At 49.2% G+C, this 17,373-nt stretch carries 10 protein-coding genes; 6 read left to right on the top strand and 4 right to left on the bottom strand.

The features are described 5' to 3' along the window. Nucleotides 1-335 precede the first annotated feature (335 nt). The 3 genes from lon to porQ all read left to right on the top strand — a co-directional run bounded on the left by lon (nt 336) and on the right by porQ (nt 4,327). Nucleotides 336-2,738 (top strand): endopeptidase La, encoded by a 2,403-nt coding sequence (gene lon / locus ACR9Y8_RS09690; protein WP_481213054.1) that lies wholly within the window; start codon nt 336-338, stop codon nt 2,736-2,738. Nucleotides 2,739-2,950: 212 nt separating this feature from the next. Then, on the top strand, nt 2,951-3,181 hold the full coding sequence (locus ACR9Y8_RS09685) for a hypothetical protein (protein ID WP_481213053.1): 231 nt from the start codon (nt 2,951-2,953) through the stop codon (nt 3,179-3,181). A gap of 90 nt (nt 3,182-3,271) precedes the next feature. Next, the gene (gene porQ, locus ACR9Y8_RS09680; protein WP_481213052.1) at nt 3,272-4,327 is read left to right on the top strand and encodes a type IX secretion system protein PorQ; all 1,056 of its coding nucleotides are present in this window, start codon (nt 3,272-3,274) and stop codon (nt 4,325-4,327) included. Nucleotides 4,328-4,473: 146 nt separating this feature from the next. Here the strand turns inward: porQ and ACR9Y8_RS09675 are convergent, their stop codons facing one another. Together ACR9Y8_RS09675 and ahcY are read right to left on the bottom strand one after the other, a co-directional pair. Next, nucleotides 4,474-5,205, bottom strand: coding sequence for a pyridoxine 5'-phosphate synthase (locus ACR9Y8_RS09675; protein ID WP_481213051.1), 732 nt, complete (start codon nt 5,203-5,205; stop codon nt 4,474-4,476). Between the two features lie 160 nt (nt 5,206-5,365). Further along, nucleotides 5,366-6,694, bottom strand: a complete 1,329-nt coding sequence (ahcY, locus tag ACR9Y8_RS09670) for an adenosylhomocysteinase (RefSeq protein WP_481213050.1) — start codon at nt 6,692-6,694, stop codon at nt 5,366-5,368. 465 nt (nt 6,695-7,159) lie between these two features. Between ahcY and ACR9Y8_RS09665 the strand changes: the two genes are divergently transcribed. Both ACR9Y8_RS09665 and ACR9Y8_RS09660 read left to right on the top strand, forming a co-directional pair. Next, nucleotides 7,160-13,282, top strand: a complete 6,123-nt coding sequence (locus ACR9Y8_RS09665; protein WP_481213049.1) for a Calx-beta domain-containing protein — start codon at nt 7,160-7,162, stop codon at nt 13,280-13,282. 6 nt (nt 13,283-13,288) lie between these two features. Beyond that, nucleotides 13,289-14,230, top strand: coding sequence for a PorP/SprF family type IX secretion system membrane protein (locus tag ACR9Y8_RS09660; RefSeq protein ID WP_481213048.1), 942 nt, complete (start codon nt 13,289-13,291; stop codon nt 14,228-14,230). A 311-nt stretch (nt 14,231-14,541) separates the two neighbouring features. Here ACR9Y8_RS09660 and ACR9Y8_RS09655 read toward each other — a convergent pair whose 3' ends face one another. After that, the gene (locus ACR9Y8_RS09655) at nt 14,542-15,039 is read right to left on the bottom strand and encodes an N-acetyltransferase family protein (protein ID WP_481213047.1); all 498 of its coding nucleotides are present in this window, start codon (nt 15,037-15,039) and stop codon (nt 14,542-14,544) included. A 99-nt stretch (nt 15,040-15,138) separates the two neighbouring features. Continuing rightward, nucleotides 15,139-16,815 carry a helix-hairpin-helix domain-containing protein gene (locus tag ACR9Y8_RS09650; RefSeq protein ID WP_481213046.1) on the bottom strand — a complete coding sequence of 559 codons (1,677 nt, stop codon included), beginning with the start codon at nt 16,813-16,815 and terminating at the stop codon, nt 15,139-15,141. A gap of 137 nt (nt 16,816-16,952) precedes the next feature. Between ACR9Y8_RS09650 and ACR9Y8_RS09645 the strand changes: the two genes are divergently transcribed. Continuing rightward, on the top strand, nt 16,953-17,306 hold the full coding sequence (locus ACR9Y8_RS09645) for a hypothetical protein (RefSeq protein WP_481213045.1): 354 nt from the start codon (nt 16,953-16,955) through the stop codon (nt 17,304-17,306). Nucleotides 17,307-17,373: the final 67 nt, after the last annotated feature.

Raw genomic sequence — 17,373 nt, 5'->3', positions numbered from 1 at the left:
TCTTAGTTTGAAGTTTGAGGTTTGAGGTCTGAGGTTCGTTAAAAGTTGCGGGTTTATAACAAAGCATCTTGCTTGTCACGCAGACGCTTAATAATGCTAAATAACATGATCTGCACTTCCAACCTTTAACGAACCTCAAACCTCAGACCTCAAACCTTAAACCTCAAACCTCAAACCTTAAACCTCAAACCTTTTACCCCCCAACAACCCCAACCCTTCCTCCTTCTTTTTCCGTCTGGCATTAAACTTGAACACTATATAAGCGTTATTAAAAAAGCAGGTAGACACCCGTCATCCTGACAAAATGTCTACCTTCATGGAGCTAAACTAACACGATGAATAGATTTTATTTAGGGAATCCGGAAGAAGAGATGGAATTCATGCCTATTATCCCTTTAAACGAAGATGGAGACGGCCAGGAAGATGAAATAATACCTCAGGAGCTGGCTATACTGCCCTTAAGGAACACCGTGCTGTTCCCCGGTGTGGTACTGCCGATCACTGTAGGAAGGGATAAATCGATCAAAGCCGTGAACGACGCTTACCGGACTGACAAATTGATCGGTGTGGTAGCGCAAAAAGACAGTACCATAGAAGACCCTCATATATCGGATCTTACAGGCGTAGGTACCGTAGCCCGGATCGTGAAGCTGATCAAAATGCCCGACGGCGGTACTACCATCATCATACAAGGCCGCAAACGCTTTAAAATAGACGCGATCACTACCGAAGATCCTTACTTTAAAGCGGGCATCACCATTTTACATGACGAAGCAACCGAGACCGACCAGGAATTTGACGCCTATATCTCATCTATCAAAGACCTGGCAGGGCAGATCATCCAGCTTTCGCCCAACCTGCCATCCGAAGCCAGCGTTATCCTGAAAAATATTGAGAATGCTTCCTTCCTGGTGCACTTTGTAGCGTCCAACCTCAATAGCGAACTGAAAGACAAACAGCAGCTGCTGGAGATCAACAACCTCAGGACCCGCGCAGAAGTGCTGCTGAAACTCCTGCAGGTAGAACTGCAGCTGGCAGAGCTCAAGAACAAGATCACCAACAAGACCAAAGCCGATCTCGATAAACAACAAAGAGAATATTTCCTGCAGCAGCAGCTGAAATCCATCAAGGAGGAGCTGGGCGGCGATACCAATGATCGCGAGATCCGGGAAATGCAGCGCAAAGCCGAACTGAAGAAATGGCCTGAAGCCGCCGCAGAACTGTTCCGCAAAGGCGCTGAAAAGCTGGAGCGCATGCATCCCAGCACACCGGACTACAGCGTGGTGTACAACCACCTCGACCTCATGCTCGATCTGCCCTGGCAAGACTATACGCAGGACAGCTACGACCTGAAAAAGGCGCAGAAAGTGCTTGACAATGACCACTACGGTATGGACAAGATCAAGGAGCGTATCCTTGAATACCTGGCCGTACTGAAGCTGAAAGGCGATATGAAATCGCCCATCCTTTGCTTTGTAGGCCCTCCCGGTATCGGCAAAACCTCCCTGGGCCGCTCTATCGCCAACGCTATCGGCCGCAAATATGTGCGCCTGAGCCTGGGCGGCCTGCACGATGAAAGCGAGATCCGGGGTCACCGCAAAACATATATCGGGGCTATGCCCGGCCGCATCCTCCAGTCTATCCGCAAGGTGAAATCTTCCAACCCGGTGATGATCCTCGACGAGATAGATAAGATCGGCAACGACTTCAGGGGAGACCCCAGCTCCGCCCTGCTCGAAGTGCTGGACCCGGAACAGAACAGCACCTTTTACGATAACTACCTGGAGCTGGAATACGACCTCAGTAAAGTATTATTTATCGCTACCGCTAATAATATCAACGCCATCAGCCCCGCACTCCGCGACCGCCTGGAGATCATCGACCTTAGCGGCTACTCCGTAGAGGAGAAGGTGGAGATCGCCAAAAGGCACCTCATTCCCAAACAAAAGGAAGCCCACGGCCTGAAAGACCTGAAGATGAAATTCGGCGGCCCTGTAATGGAAAAGATGATCCAGCAGTATACCCGGGAGAGCGGCGTCCGCGAGCTGGACAGGCTCCTGGCATCTATCATGCGTTCACTGGCAAAAGACGTGGCCCTGGAGAACAAAGTGCCCGATGCGCTCAGCGAGGAATTAGTGGAGAAGATCCTGGGCAAATCGCGTTATTCCAATGAATTGTACAAAGCCGGCAACCCGGCTGGGGTAGCCATCGGCCTGGCATGGACCTACGTAGGCGGCGATATTCTCTTTATCGAAACCAGCCTGAGCGAGGGTAAAGGCGAGCTGCGGCTCACCGGTAACCTGGGCAATGTAATGAAGGAATCCGTGTCTACCGCACTTAGCTATCTACAGGCAAACGCCTCCGATTATAAGATCGATCCCAAATACTTCTCCCACAAGAACGTGCATGTACACGTACCGGAGGGAGCAGTACCTAAAGATGGTCCCAGTGCAGGCGTTACCATGCTCACCGCACTAACTTCCGCCTTTACAGGCCGTAAAGTGAAATCCTACCTGGCTATGACAGGGGAGATCACCCTCCGCGGACAGGTATTACCGGTAGGAGGCATCAAGGAAAAGATCCTTGCCGCCAAACGTGCCGGTATCAAAGAAGTGATCCTGTGCTGGCAGAACGAAAAAGACATAAAAGATATCAACCCTGACTATATAAAAGGCCTTAAGTTCCATTTTGTAAAAGAAATGAACCAAGTGCTGGATATTGCGTTATTAAAGAAGTAAGTGTTAAAATTGCTGTCAGTCCTGACGGCAACTGATTATACGGTTCTCTTCTAAACAGTGTTGAATTGGAAGTGAACTTCATGTTGATTGTTTTAAGGGTTCATAAAGCCATTCCTTCAGAACGTTGGAGTGGCTTTATGTTTTTTCCGGGGAAGCTATTGCACAGGTACGCTTTTTGGGGCGTATTTATTGGGTATATAAATTCTTTTGCCATGGGAAATCATAAACTGCTAAGCGTACCGTACAACAACGACCGCTATGATGTGGACATCTTGGTAGAGCGCAAATCAAAGCAATGCCGCATCAAGGCCAACGTAGTAGGCCATGAGCTGCTGTTTGTCTCTTCAGAAGGAGAGTGCGTAGGCGCATTGTACAAGGAAGAGATCATCGCTGATGGGCTCATCAGGGAAATTGCGAAAAAGATCTGCGAGGAATGCTTGTAGAACGCATAACGCAAAAGCTTAACGCAAAACGCTGCGGTGTTCAGCACTCCGCACACAGCGTTTAGCATATTATTAGTATTTTGTGCCCCGATGTCAAAACGCTGTTTCCTGCTCATCGCTTGTATCCTATGTATTCAATCCCTGACAGCACAGGTGCTGGGAGGCAAAAGCGTATTTCCTTTCCTGGACCTGCCGGCCGCTCCCCAGTTAACCGCCCTTGGGGGTATGAGCGTAAGCCAGCAAACAAACGATATTTCTTTAGCCACTGTTAGTCCCGCATTACTCCGGCCTTCCATGCATGGGCACCTGCAGGCTAATTATACCAGCTACGTGGCAGATGTTCGCTACGGTCACGTCATGTTTGGCTATCATGCCGAAAAGCTGCAAACTACCTTCGCCGGTAGCGTGCAGTACGTAAATTATGGCAGCATGGCCCAGACAGATGCCGCCGGTAATGTACAAGGTTCCTTTAGTCCCCGCGATATAGCCTGGCAGCTCACCGCCTCCAGGCGCTACCTTGAAAGATGGTACTACGGCGTTTCCCTGAAATTTATCCATTCCCGTTACCAGCCCTATAGCTCCACCGGTATTGCGGCCGATGTCGGCATTGCCTACCAGGATACGGCCCGGCAGCTGCAGATAGGGCTGGCAGCCCGTAACATGGGCGCCCAGTTGCGTACATATGTTACCGGTAACCGGGAGCCCCTGCCCTTTGATCTGCAGGTGGGCATCTCCAAACGCCTGCAACATTTACCCCTGCAGTTATCGGCCACCATACACCACCTCTACCAGTTCGATGTCCGTTATGCTGATCCTTCCCTGGAAGACGGCAATGTGATCTCTGACGGAGATACCGTGCGTACAGGCAGTAAAACCTTCGATAAGCTGTTCCGGCATTTTGTGCTGGCAGCCCAGTGGGAGATAGGGCGCTATGTAGAACTGACCCTGGCCTATAACCATTTACGTAGGCAGGAATTAGCATGGTCCGGACAAGCGGGATTAAGCGGTTTTTCCGCCGGGGTAGGGGTGATCACCCGTAAACTGCAGCTGCGTTATGCCCGTGCCTGGTACCAGCGGGCAGCCGCTTTTAACCAGCTGGGCATCAACCTGCCTTTACAGCAATGGGGAATGCTGGTAAAAGAATGATAGATCCTCGTCTTATCCTCGTTTCCTCCTCGTCCAGCCTTCGTGTATTCCTCGTGTAAGCTTAGTGTAACCTTAGTGCTACCTACGGTAAAAGCGCATACAAGCTTAGGTAAAAGCGCATGAGCGCTTAGTAAAAGCGTAGCGGCTTAATCTATCAGCTGCCGTTTATATTGCTGGATGGTGTTTTCCAGTCCCAGGTAAAGCGCATCGCATACCAGGGCGTGGCCAATGGAAACTTCTTTCAGTTGAGGAATGTGTAGTTTGAAGAAGCGGAGGTTATCCAGGTTCAGGTCGTGCCCGGCGTTCAGGTCCAGCCCGATAGCTACTGCCTCCCTGGCCGTGTTTTTATAATCGTTGAACAGCTGCAGGTTCTGCGGCTGTGTACGGGCTCTCGTATACTCTTCGGCGTAGGGACCAGTGTAAAGCTCGATACGATCTGCTCCTGCCGTTTTAGCTCCTTCCACCTTATCCACTTCAGCGTTCAGGAAGATAGATACACGGATCCCTGCCTGTTTCAGCTGGGCGATCACGTCTTTCAGGAAAGACTGATGTTGTTTGGTATCCCATCCGGTATTGGAAGTGATAGCGTCCGGCGGGTCTGGTACCAGGGTAGCCTGGTGGGGTTTTACGGCCAGCACCAGGTCCATAAACTCTTTGGAAGGATAGCCCTCTATATTGAACTCTGTGGTAACAAGCGGTTTAAGGTCCCAAACGTCCTGGTAGCGTATATGCCGCTGGTCAGGGCGGGGGTGCACGGTAATACCCTCTGCGCCGAAACGCTCACAATCCTGGGCTACCTTTAATATATCCGGGAGATTGCCGCCGCGGGCATTACGCAGGGTAGCAAACTTATTGATGTTAACACTTAGCTTGGTCATGTAGCAAATATAAAAAAGTTTGAGGTCTGAAGTTTGAGGTTTGAAGTTCGTTAAACGTTAGATGTCTGTGACAAGTGCCCAACCTGAGAACTGTCTCGAACTTCCAACCTCTAACGAACCTCAGACTTCAAACTTCAGACCTCAAACTTTCCAATTGATATTAGTAACGGTAATAATCCGGCTTGTAGGGACCTCCTGCAGGAATACCCAGGTATTCTGATTGTACGGAGGTAAGCACATCCAGTTCTACACCTATTTTTTTCAGGTGCAGGCGGGCTACCTTCTCATCCAGGTGTTTGGGCAGTACATATACTTTGTTCTCGTAGTTGGAGCTGTTGGTCCACAGTTCCAGCTGAGCCAGTACCTGGTTGGTGAAGGAGTTGCTCATCACGAAAGAAGGGTGGCCGGTAGCGCAACCCAGGTTCACCAGGCGGCCTTCAGCCAGCAGGATGATATCCTTGCCGTCGATGGTATATTTATCTACCTGGGGCTTGATCTCCACTTTGGTATGACCGTAGTTTTTGTTCAGCCAGGCAACATCTATCTCGATATCGAAGTGACCGATGTTGGATACGATACACTTGTCTTTCATCAGTTTGAAGTGCTCGCCGGTGATGATGTCGCGGCAGCCGGTGGTGGTCACCACGATGTCGGCTTCCTTGATAGCATCCGCCATCTTCTTCACTTCATAACCTTCCATAGCAGCCTGTAATGCGCAGATCGGGTCTATTTCAGTCACGATCACACGGGCGCCTGCACCTCTCAGTGACTCAGCAGAACCTTTGCCCACATCACCGAAACCAGCTACTACAGCTACCTTACCGGCGATCATCACATCAGTGGCGCGACGGATGGCATCTACGCAGGATTCGCGGCAGCCATACTTGTTATCAAATTTGGATTTGGTAACAGAATCGTTGATGTTGATAGCAGGTAAAGGCAGTGTACCTTTCTGCATGCGCTCATACAGACGGTGAACACCGGTAGTGGTTTCTTCGCTCAATCCTTTGATATGCTGTATCAGTTCAGTATAAACGTCCAGTACCATATTGGTAAGGTCGCCACCGTCATCCAGGATCATGTTCAGCGGACGCTCAGGGCTGCCAAAGAAAAGAGTCTGTTCAATACACCAGTCAAATTCCTGGGCGTTCATACCTTTCCATGCAAACACGGGGATGCCAGCGGCAGCAATAGCAGCAGCAGCGTGGTCCTGTGTAGAGAAGATATTGCAGGAGCTCCAGCGTACTTCAGCACCCAGGTGTACCAGGGTTTCGATCAGTACGGCGGTCTGAATGGTCATGTGCAGACAGCCGGCAATGCGGGCGCCTTTCAGCGGCTTGCTGGCTCCATATTCTTCCCTGAGGGACATCAGGCCTGGCATTTCTGCTTCTGCCAGCTCTATTTCTTTTCGACCCCACTCGGCCAAAGACATATCTTTCACCTTATATTTAAGGCTAAAGTCAATGTTGGATTTAGCGATTGTTGACATGTTACTATCTTATTTTTCGCAAATCTACCTTTATTTTACATCACCTGCCAATACTCAGTAGAAAAATCCACTTTATCAGTCTCCCGCAGTGATTTGTTCTATACTTAGGGGGTTTTCCACATTCAATCCGAAAAATAATCTGTATAAAATGAAGACTGTAGCGTATGTGCCATAAAGGGGCAGTTGTTACCAGGTTGTTAACATAGTGTGGAAAAATTAAATTTAATTACGGTAATATATTTATTTTATATAAATTCGTGTATTATATAATATGACAGAGGCGTTATCTATCGGCATTATACACCTTCTACAAAGGCACAAAGTGTTGGTATATAAGGCCTACCTGCAACTAGGACCGGAACAAAGTGAACAAAAGACAGGATGTATGGCGCTCGTATTCGCCCGGTATAATTAATCTGTTGGATCTTAAAATATAGATGCATAAATAGAAATTTACGCACAATTATGTCAGTTTTTTCCTATACCGTACAAAGCAAAGGCCATGGTGTCTTTTGCAAAGCCGTATCCCGGTTGCAAAGATTCCTGGTACTGATACTCTTGTTATTCACTGGCAGTAGCGTAAGTGCCCAGGTAATAGAAACGATTAATGAAACCGGCGGCACCGCAGCCGATCCCGGGTTGAAGATCGAAATACTGGCAGACGGTTCCCAGCGTGTCTACAAAGGCGGATACAGCCAAACCTATGAAGGTACAGACGCCCCACGTGGCATTAGCACGTACATAGGAATTAACAGTAGATCTACAGACAGTACAAGGAGAATTAATGAGGTAAACTGGGATTATATCTCGCCTAAAAGGGGAGACGGAACGGTAATGTCTCCCTGGCGCATTCAGCTCGTAGGTAATGTACTGAACTACAGATCAACGGTGTATGGCGGAACGGAAAAAATAACGGTGATCTGTGATATCACCTACGTGAAGGATCAGGCCTATTTTATAATGGATTACACCGTCGCCGCTGTGGACGACGAATTCACGGCCCTCGGACATCTATATCTTGCCGAATACGCTGCTCTCGATGTTACTACAGGCGATTGGGCGGGTAATGCAGCGTGCTCAAAAGGAATTGGTCCCGATGCAGCGCCCTACACTACGGTAGGCTTATTCCGTGACGATGCCTGCGGGTCATATAATCCTAACCGCGCTCACGTGTTAAGGATGAAAAAAGGCTTCTCCTCCTTCATGGCTACCGATGCAGCCGGGATGATCATTAACATACCGGAAAGCTGTTGGCTGAATGACATATATAATACTAACTACGACGGAACCCAGAATGGTATGATCGTGCATACAGAGCTCGGTAACGTTTATGGAGGCAGCCTCACCAGAACCGACAAAACAGCAAAGGTTTATTCCGCTCGCATATTATCCGGCTACGGCAATACCGTAACAGATTTTGACGGTATTACAAATATAGACTCCATTGCTCCTGCTACAGACCGCCAGCTGAACGTGGAATTTGAAAGCGCTGCAGTAACCGCCGATGAAGGCAGTGACCGCCATGCCGTCACCGGCCTCAGAGTGAAAGTATACAACAAAATCAATTCAAAAAATATAGTACTGACCTATCCGCTGTACGTACCTGTGAAAGCTACTCCCTCCGGCGCTAATCCCGCAACGGCAGGTGTGGATTACGAATGTAAACGTGGTATATTGATTCCTGCAGGTACCTACAAGTATACCCCTACCTATATCAATGTTGATACGGCCATTATGATACTGGGTAACAGCGTATTGCAGAGCAACCGTAGCGTTACCTTTACACTGGACAATACTGTTTATAATACCCTGTTAAGCGTAAATAGCACTGCAAACCTCTGTGTTTACACTATCCGGGATGATGAAGATGTTTCCCTGACCTTGTCCGCACCAGCCAGTCTGGACGAAGGTCAGACCGCCAATGCTACCATCAGCCTGCCCGCAGGTGTGATGGCTGCTTCAGATATTACGGTTACGCTTACACGCAAATCCAGTTCTACTACTGGCACCAGCGACGTAACATTCCCGTCAACCGTTGTGATCAAACAGAATACCAACTCCGCTACATTTACCATAACGGCTGTGGGAGACAAAGTGCTGGAGTACCAGGAATTGCTCGATCTGCAGGGAGATGCAGATGTAATGGGCGTACACAAAACCGTAAACGCAGCGATTAATATAATAGATAAGACCTATGACGATCCCGCCAACCGTGTGATCAGCATGCGCCCTGTACCCGGTGTAACCGTAGGCGAGCCATATAATGGCGGCCTGCAATTCAGCTTGCCCGCAGGTGTTACCACCGAGATACCCATTAAGATCCAGCTGGGTATGCTGCAGAATGATCCGGCTTCTACCGCATCCGTAGCAGATTATACCCTGGATAGCATTGCCTTCCAGATCACCAGCGGGAACCTTACTACCATTCCGTTTACTGTAATAGATGATAACCTCTCTGAAGGCACAGAAAAGCTGCACGTAACAGCTGTAGTATCTGACAACGTTCCGCGTAGCTACGATTTCGCTCCATATGATATATTAATACTGGACGATGACGCCAATACGCTGAAGATAACTGCTTCCGCACCAGACTTCATTGAAGGAGGAGCTGCAGTGATCTTTACCGTAGCATTGCCTCCAGGCACCAATGCCAGCAACGATATTCCGCTGGCCATTGTACCAGGCGGCACTTCGGAAGCGGCTGATTACACCGCATTACCTGAAGCAGCCTTCTTCAAGATCTCTGCAGGCACCAACAGCTCTACCTTTACGCTGAGCGCCCTGCTGGATAGCCTGGTAGAAGGTGATGAGACCCTGGTGCTCGCAGGCGGCTCCTTAGATTATAACATCACGCCGTTCACCATCACCATCAGGGATTCCACCATTAATATCCCTGCTAACCGCAAGCTCCAGATGAGCATTGTTGGTGGTGGCGGCATTAACGAAGGCGACTCCGTGGCCATGAAAGTAGGATTCATTAATCCGAATATGCTGGCTGGCCGTCCCATTGCCGTTACCATCACCCGGAATGCAAGTTCTGCAGCCAGCGCTACAGACCTCGGCTTCGCTTCCAGCACCATTACTATTCCCACAGGCCAGCGTGAAGTAACGGTGAGTAAATACCTCGCCGCGCAGTTAGACCAGGTGCTTGAAAATACAGAAGCCTTCACACTGAGTGGCGCGACTACAGATATACCCGGACTGACCTTTACACAAACAGGTGATAGCATCCTCGATGTTACCGGCAAGAATCCGGCTAACAAAGTGATCACTATCGCTACACAACCTGGCCCGCTGAACGAAAACACTGCGTATAACGTAACCTTCAGTCTGCCGCCCGGTATCACCACGGAAGTACCTATTAATATTACACCGCAAACAGGCGCCGGTTCTACCGCCGTAAATGCGGACTATACCTTTGATCCTGTGCCGCAGCTCAATAACAGCAATGCATCTGTTACCGCTACTATCCACATTGCTGCAGACGGCTTACTGGAACCGGATGAGACGCTCGTGATCAACGCCACATCCACCGGCCTGCCGGGCGTAACATTCAAACCCGCCAATGTTACCATAAAAGACCAGGATTACGTAGTGGGTATGCCGCTGACAATAAGCGCTGATACTACTTCTATTACAGAAGGTGCTCCCACCGGCGCAATGATAACAATCGCATTGCCCGCAGGTAAGATCACCAGCTATGATATTCCTGTTACTATTACGAAAGATGCTGCATCTGTAGCTACAAACACAGAACATACCGCATTACCTGTTACCGTTACCATTAAAGCTGGCAGCGGCTCCGTTAAATTCCCGGCGGCAATACGTGCTAATACAGACAACCTGCTGGAAGAAGATGAAAGCCTGATCATCAATGCCAGTGCTGTCGGCTTTACAGGTGATACACTGTCGCTTACGATCAAAGATGGCAGCAATCCGAAAATAACTCTGCAGCCGCAACCATTCTCTGCGGGTACTACCGTAGTAGAAGGTAATACCTATACAGTAAGAGTATCCCTGCCTGCAGGTATTACGCCTTACAAACCTTTTGATGTAACCGTGACAGCCGGCAGTGCTTCTACCGCCGCTACCACTGATTATAGCGGATTGCCCGCCACTATCACCATCAACCCGGGCGAGAACTTTAAGGATATTACCATCAACGCGCTCAATGATAATATAATAGAAGCAGCAGAGCTCCTGCGCCTGAAAGCAGCTGTTACCGGTTTCGCCGGCATCACTGCAGACAGCCTCAGCGTAACGATAGACGATCTTACGGGTAAAGATCCGGCTAACCGTCAGCTGCGTGTAGCCATTGACTCTACCACACTGCATGAAGGCAACAGCTCAGGAGTGATCATCGGCTTTGTAAAACCGGGTATCACTTCCGCTTCAAACATTACCCTGACCATCACCCCGGATGCCACTTTCACCGGCGCCGCGGCCGACTTCAGCGGTCTGCCCGCCTCAGTGACCATCCCTGCAGGTACCAACCAGTTAACACGTACCATACAAATAGTAAGTGATAACCTGGCAGAAGGCACCGAAATCCTGAAACTGAATACCGCTGTTACCGCTGGCTATACCGTAGTAGCGCCTGCCAATATTACCATTCCGGAAGCGCCGCTGCAGATCACCGCTGTGAAAACAGCAGATGCTGCAGAACCTTCCACGAATGGAGGATTTACGATCAGCCTGCCGGGCGGCTTGCTCGCCGGTGCAGATATTAATGTTAGCCTGGCTATTGGCGGAACAGCCGGCGCTGCCGACTGGAAAACAGTGGGAACAACAGCCGTGATCAAAGCCGGTACGAATAGCGTTGCCGTACCGGTGGTAGTAGTAGATGATAAGTCGCTCGAAGGAGACGAAACCGTCACCCTTACCCTGCAGCAGGCGCGTATGCCAAGAGGCAGCGCCACAGTGAGCTTCCCGGTGAATAGCACCACGCTGACCCTTACTATAACAGATGATGATATGAGCGCCTCCGGCCGCGCCATGATGGTGGAAAAGATAAAGGATGCAGGTGAGCCTTCAACAGCTGGTACCTTCCGTATACGCTTTTCTGATCCTGCGCTGACAGTATTAAAGGATGTGCAGGTAAACTATAACATAAGCGGTTCTGCTACCCCCGGTACCGACTATACGCCGGTATCTGGTTCGCTCACCATTCCTGCCGGGCAAAACGGTGTGTCTGTGAACCTGGCGCCTATTGATGATATTTTAGTGGAAGACACAGAAACGGTAGATATCCAGGTCAAAGATGTGAGCAGCACCATGACAGGTATTACCTGGCCGCTGGCAGCCAATTCCAGCGTTTCCGTACCGATCGTTGATAATGACAGCATGAAGCTGAGCGTCTTCGCAGATCCGGCTGCCGTTATGGAGGGAGACACCATTAAGATGACGCTTAAATCGTCTGCTGCCAATAAAGCAGATGTACCGGTGGCGCTGAAAGTGGTGTATGATCCGGCAAGGAGCATAACCACCAGCATAGGAAATGTTAATAACATCGGTGATACACTTACAGTGACCCTGCCTGCTGGTACTACAGAATATACCTTTAATATTGCTGCGATAGATAACGTGACAAATGACGATGAAGGATTTGTATTCCTGCAGGTAATTCCCGATCCCGTACATCCGGCAGATCCGCTTTACTGGCCGGGTCTCGCTTCCGATGTGAACGTGGTGGTAGGAGAGGATGACTCACTGAAGGTCTCCTTCAAAGATCCTGTATATACAGTGAACGAAGGCGACCGCAAAGGACAGTACACCATGACCCTGGAAGTACAGCTCAGCAGGGCCAGTTCCCGTCCCATATCGCTGCCTTACGATTTCCCGGATCTTGGCAACAAGGTGACCTTCCTCGGCAAGGCCAGAGCGGGTGTTGACTTTGACAGCAGCAGGAAACCGATCGATATCGAGCCTGGTCAGCTGAATGGCGTGATGACAATAGAGATCCTGGGCGACAGCTCCTTTGAAAGGAACGATACTTTCGCCATCAAACTGCTGCCACCTGTTGTATCATCCAATCAGAACCTGCCCATTACCATGGCTCCTGATTCAGTGCTGGGCATCATCCTGAATGATGATCCTTTCTGTCCTACCTGCGATTCAGATGGCGACGGTATCCAGGACGGCAGGGAAGATACCAACGGCAACAGCGACCCGCTGGATGATGATGCGGACGGCGACGGCATTCCGAACTACCTCGATGATGATTCTGATAACGACGGCGTACCTGATACAATAGAAGGCTGGATCACAGACGGGCGCTGGGTAAATAACAACAGCGGCAAAATACGCGTGCATCCTGCCATCTCGCCCAACGGAGACGGTGTTGGTAACGACGCGATGTACGTTGAGAACATCGAGAAGTATGAACGTAATGAAGTGGTGATCTTCAACAGATGGGGAGGCACAGTATACAAGACATCCAACTACAACAATACTGACAACAACTTCAAAGGGTTGAATAATTCAGGCAAGGAAGTGACAGACGGCTCTTATTTCTACAGCATCCTGGTATGGGATAGCGCTGGTAAGCAAGAGCAATATGTTGGATTCATAGTGATAAAACGGAAATAGACGAACATGGAGAAAATGCTGATCATAGATACACGGAAGCGCTGTTTTAAACTGCTGGCAGCGCTCTTGCTGGGAATAGGCTGTTACCTGCCAGTCCGCGCCCAGCAGGATCCTATCTACTCCCAGTATGCAATGAACGGCATGCTGATCAATCCTGCTTATCCCAGTATTGATCAATCAGCCAGCATGACCCTCATAGGCCGTAACCAGTGGGTAGGTGTTGATGGTGCGCCTAAAACAGTTTCTTTCACATTCTATACGCCGTTCAAGGAAACCAACACCAGCATAGGTTTTTCCGCTATGAATGAAAAGATCACGGTGCAATCGCGTACGGGCCTTAACTTTCATATATCGCAGCGTGTAGACCTCAATGAGAACCTGCGCCTGGCGCTGGGCTTAAAAGTAGGCATGTCGCAGTTCAGGGAGAATAACAGTGCGCTCACTACAACTGACCCGATCTTCGCGCAGAATGAAAGCTACTTCAAATCAGAAGTGGGCTTTGGTTTCGCGCTGTTCGCAGATAAATTTTATGTCGGCCTTTCATCTCCAACCTTCCAGAGTTTTGACGTAGGGAACAAAGTGAACAAGATCGTTTACAACACCCATTATTACCTTACCGCCGGTTATCTCTTCGATGCAGGAGAGAATGTGAAGGTAAAGCCCAATGTTGTAGTGCGCAAAGTAAAAGGATCGCCGTTGGGTATTGACTTTAACACCAGTGTGCTGATCAAGGAGCTGGTATGGCTGGGCGCCTCCTGGAGATCGGAAAAGACCATCGGGGCACTGGTGCAGGTACAGCTCACCAACAATTTCATGGTAGGCTATTCTTACGATACGCCTATGTCGTCCAATCTCAAAGGCGCTCAGTCGGTTTCGCATGAGATCATGCTGAACTACCGTTTCCAATGGTCTGGTACTGAGCGTGAGTTAGTGCCGCGCTATTTCTAAGGCCGGTCATCCCTGTGTATTTACGCAGCCCATTAAAGATATACACCTGCTTTTTACGAAAAAGTTCCCGCATACTTGCCTCGTGGGAACTTTTTCATTATGTATTAGCTGCTAACAAATAGTTGATTATAAAAAGTTGTGGCCTGCTAAATCCGGGCGGATAGCATTGTCGTAAATAGTAATATAAGACGGTAAACTTATTGCCGTATACACTTACAGAGCATCGAAAACATAAATGAAGTTGTGTCTTTTTAATGGTTAACATGGGAATCAGCCTGGTATTTCTTACCAGGCTGCTTTTTTATAGCTGCTTATAAAGTTTTCTGCATCACGTAGTCGTTCATCAGGTAACCCTTACCTATATCCGTATCTTTCTTCTTAACAACAACGAATCCCTGTTTCTCGTAGAAATAACGGGCTTTATTATGCCTGTTTACATCCAGTTCGAGGATATGTGCCTGCTGCGCTTTTACGCGCGCTATTACGGCGTTAATGAGGAACTTGCCAACGCCGCGGCCCTGGTAGCTGCCATCCAGGTAGATCTTATGCAGCTTATAGATACCGGCTATATCGGTAGTGCTGTAAGCAGCAAACCCGATAGCCTTTGTTCCTTCATACAGCAGTATAAAGCGATGCTGGAGCTCGTCCATCTGCCTGCTGAGGGAGGCGGTGCTGTACATGAGGTTGATCATGTAGTCAATCTGCTCCGGCGTGAGGATATGCTGGTAGGTGGGCCGCCATATCTTATCGGTGAGCTCCTGTATGAGCGGGATATCTGCGGTGCTTGCGTCTTTTATCAGTAGTTCCATGGTATTAATTAAGAATTAAGAATTAATAATGAATAATCCCGGCGCAAGTGTCCGGCCGTAGTACCTGTTCCACTATTATTAATTCTTAATTATTCATTATTAATATTTTTTTCTTGCCTGCAGGAATGCTTCCAGCGCTTCCCTGCTAAAGCTGCTCAGGTTACGTTCTTTGGTAAGGCCGCCTTTGCGGGCAGCCAGTGTGCCGTAATATGTATCTGCAAAACCATCTATGCTATGCGCATCCGGATCAATGGAGATAAGCGCATGCTTTTCAAGCGCATAAGGCAGCCATTGCCAGTCCATATCCAGCCGCCGTGGGTGGGCGTTCAGCTCTATCACTACCCCATGTGCAACGCATGCGTCAATGATCTGCTGATGATTGACCGGGTAACCGTTACGGCTTAGCAGCAGGCGGCCGGTCATGTGTCCTAGTATGGTAGTATAGGGGTTCTCAATAGCTTTCAGTAAACGGGCCATTGCTTTTTCTTCCGTCATTTTCAGGTTGGAATGCACAGAAGCAATAACGAGGTCAAAGCTGGCCAGCACTTCATCAGGATAGTCCAGGCTGCCGTCGTTCAGGATATCGGCCTCTATGCTCTTAAAAATGCGGAAAGGCGCGAGCTTTTTATTCAGTTCATCTATCTGTGCGTGCTGTTCCTGTACACGTTCGATACTGAGACCGTTGGCATAAAAGGCGGAGCGGGAGTGATCGCTGATCACCAGGTATTCCAATCCCTGTGCTTTGGCTGCCACGGCCATGGCTTCCAGGCTGTGTAAACCATCGCTCCACTGGCTGTGCGAGTGGATGATGCCTTTGATGTCTTCCGGTTTGATCAGCACCGGCAGCTGTTTCCGTTTGGCAAGGTCAATGGCTAGTCCGCCGTTGCGCATGCAGGGCTCAATATAATCCAGGCTGGCTTTTTCAAAGATCTCCGCTTCTGTTATGCTGCCTTCCAGGAAGGAAGCAGCATTGCCGGCTGCATCGAAATGTTCGAGGAACGCAGCATCAGCGCTGGTAACAAAGAGTGTTTTGGCAAAATCGTCGGGCTGGCAGGGATAGATACGGATCTTTACCAGTTGTTCGTGCTGCCATAGCTGTGACTCCATGGTTTCTTCCAGCAGTTTGAACTCGGGTATAGCGCCCAGGTGTTGTTGAATAATGGCCGGTGCGGCGCCCGCTACCAGTGCTATTTCATCGATGATCACCTCTGTACGGCGTATGCCCCCGGTCAGTTCGACCGGTGCGGGGGCCAATGCCTGCTGCAGGCGTTTTTCCACGTCCTGGGCCAGGCTTGCTACTTCTGCGTAGAGGAATCGTTCACGGTTGGAAAAATAGAATTCTATGCTTTGTTGTACGCTATCCTGGGTTTTTTGACCGAATCCCTTCAGCAGCATCAGGCGGTTCTCATTACAGGCGTAGAGCAGTTCACCCAGGTTTTCCACTTCCAGTTCCTTCCAGATGGCGGCTATTTTCTTGGGTCCGAGGCCTTTTATCTTGAGCATCTCCAGTATGCCGGGAGGTGTTTTGGCCACAAAGGTTTCCAGCAGGGATAAACGACCGGTAAGCAGCATCTCCTGGATGGCTTTATTGGTAGAGCTGCCAATGCCTTTAATGCGGGCTATCTCTTCGGCAGCGGTATCTTTCAGCTGCAGGGGCAGCTTTTCTATCGTAAAGGCGGCGCTGGCAAATGATTTGGCTTTGAAGCTGTCCTCTCCGTGGATGTCCATCAGTTTGGAGAGGAGGGAGAAGTTATCGGCTATGCTGTAATTATCCATAAGTGGGCTTTTGGCTAAGAACCGCAAGCTAATAAGATTTATGGTTTCCGATAACATCCGGTGGGGCAGGGGCAAAAAAAAGATCCCGACATTTTGTGCCGGGACCTTTATTCTACAAGTTGTAAATCCGATCTTACATGGCCGGAGCTGAAGGTGCTGAAGGAGTAGATGTTGACGGAGAAGATTTCTTCTTCGCAGCAGCTTTCTTCTTCGGAGCGGCTTTCTTAGCAGCAGCTTTCTTTTTAGGAGCAGCCTTCTTAGCAGCAGCTTTCTTTTTAGGAGCGGCTTTCTTAGCAGCAGCTTTCTTTTTAGGAGCGGCTTTCTTAGCAGCAGCTTTCTTTTTAGGAGCGGCTTTCTTAGCAGCAGCTTTCTTTTTAGGAGCGGCTTTCTTAGCAGCAGCTTTCTTTTTAGGAGCAGCTTTCTTAGCAGCAGCTTTTTTCTTAGGCGCTGCTTTTTTAGCAGCTTTTTTAATTGTTGCCATTGTTTTTTGAATTTGGGTTAGTAAATGAAAAATTGGGTATTAAAAAAAACTTTATGGCAATCACCGTATTACAGGCC

The sequence above is a fragment of the Chitinophaga sp. SVR4-12A genome (assembly GCF_056754765.1).
Note: the sequence above shows the minus strand (reverse complement) of the source record. Positions and strands in the feature narration are given on the sequence as shown.

Excerpts from the sequence above, each read along its gene's own strand:
- ACR9Y8_RS09685 (WP_481213053.1), top strand. The coding sequence starts at position 2,951 with ATGGGAAATCATAAACTGCTAAGCGTACCGTACAACAACGACCGCTAT.
- ACR9Y8_RS09645 (WP_481213045.1), top strand. The coding sequence starts at position 16,953 with ATGGCCGGAGCTGAAGGTGCTGAAGGAGTAGATGTTGACGGAGAAGAT.
- ACR9Y8_RS09675 (WP_481213051.1), bottom strand. The coding sequence starts at position 5,205 with ATGACCAAGCTAAGTGTTAACATCAATAAGTTTGCTACCCTGCGTAAT.
- ahcY (WP_481213050.1), bottom strand. The coding sequence starts at position 6,694 with ATGTCAACAATCGCTAAATCCAACATTGACTTTAGCCTTAAATATAAG.
- ACR9Y8_RS09650 (WP_481213046.1), bottom strand. The coding sequence starts at position 16,815 with ATGGATAATTACAGCATAGCCGATAACTTCTCCCTCCTCTCCAAACTG.
- porQ (WP_481213052.1), top strand. The coding sequence starts at position 3,272 with ATGTCAAAACGCTGTTTCCTGCTCATCGCTTGTATCCTATGTATTCAA.
- ACR9Y8_RS09660 (WP_481213048.1), top strand. The coding sequence starts at position 13,289 with ATGGAGAAAATGCTGATCATAGATACACGGAAGCGCTGTTTTAAACTG.
- ACR9Y8_RS09655 (WP_481213047.1), bottom strand. The coding sequence starts at position 15,039 with ATGGAACTACTGATAAAAGACGCAAGCACCGCAGATATCCCGCTCATA.
- lon (WP_481213054.1), top strand. The coding sequence starts at position 336 with ATGAATAGATTTTATTTAGGGAATCCGGAAGAAGAGATGGAATTCATG.
- ACR9Y8_RS09665 (WP_481213049.1), top strand. The coding sequence starts at position 7,160 with ATGTCAGTTTTTTCCTATACCGTACAAAGCAAAGGCCATGGTGTCTTT.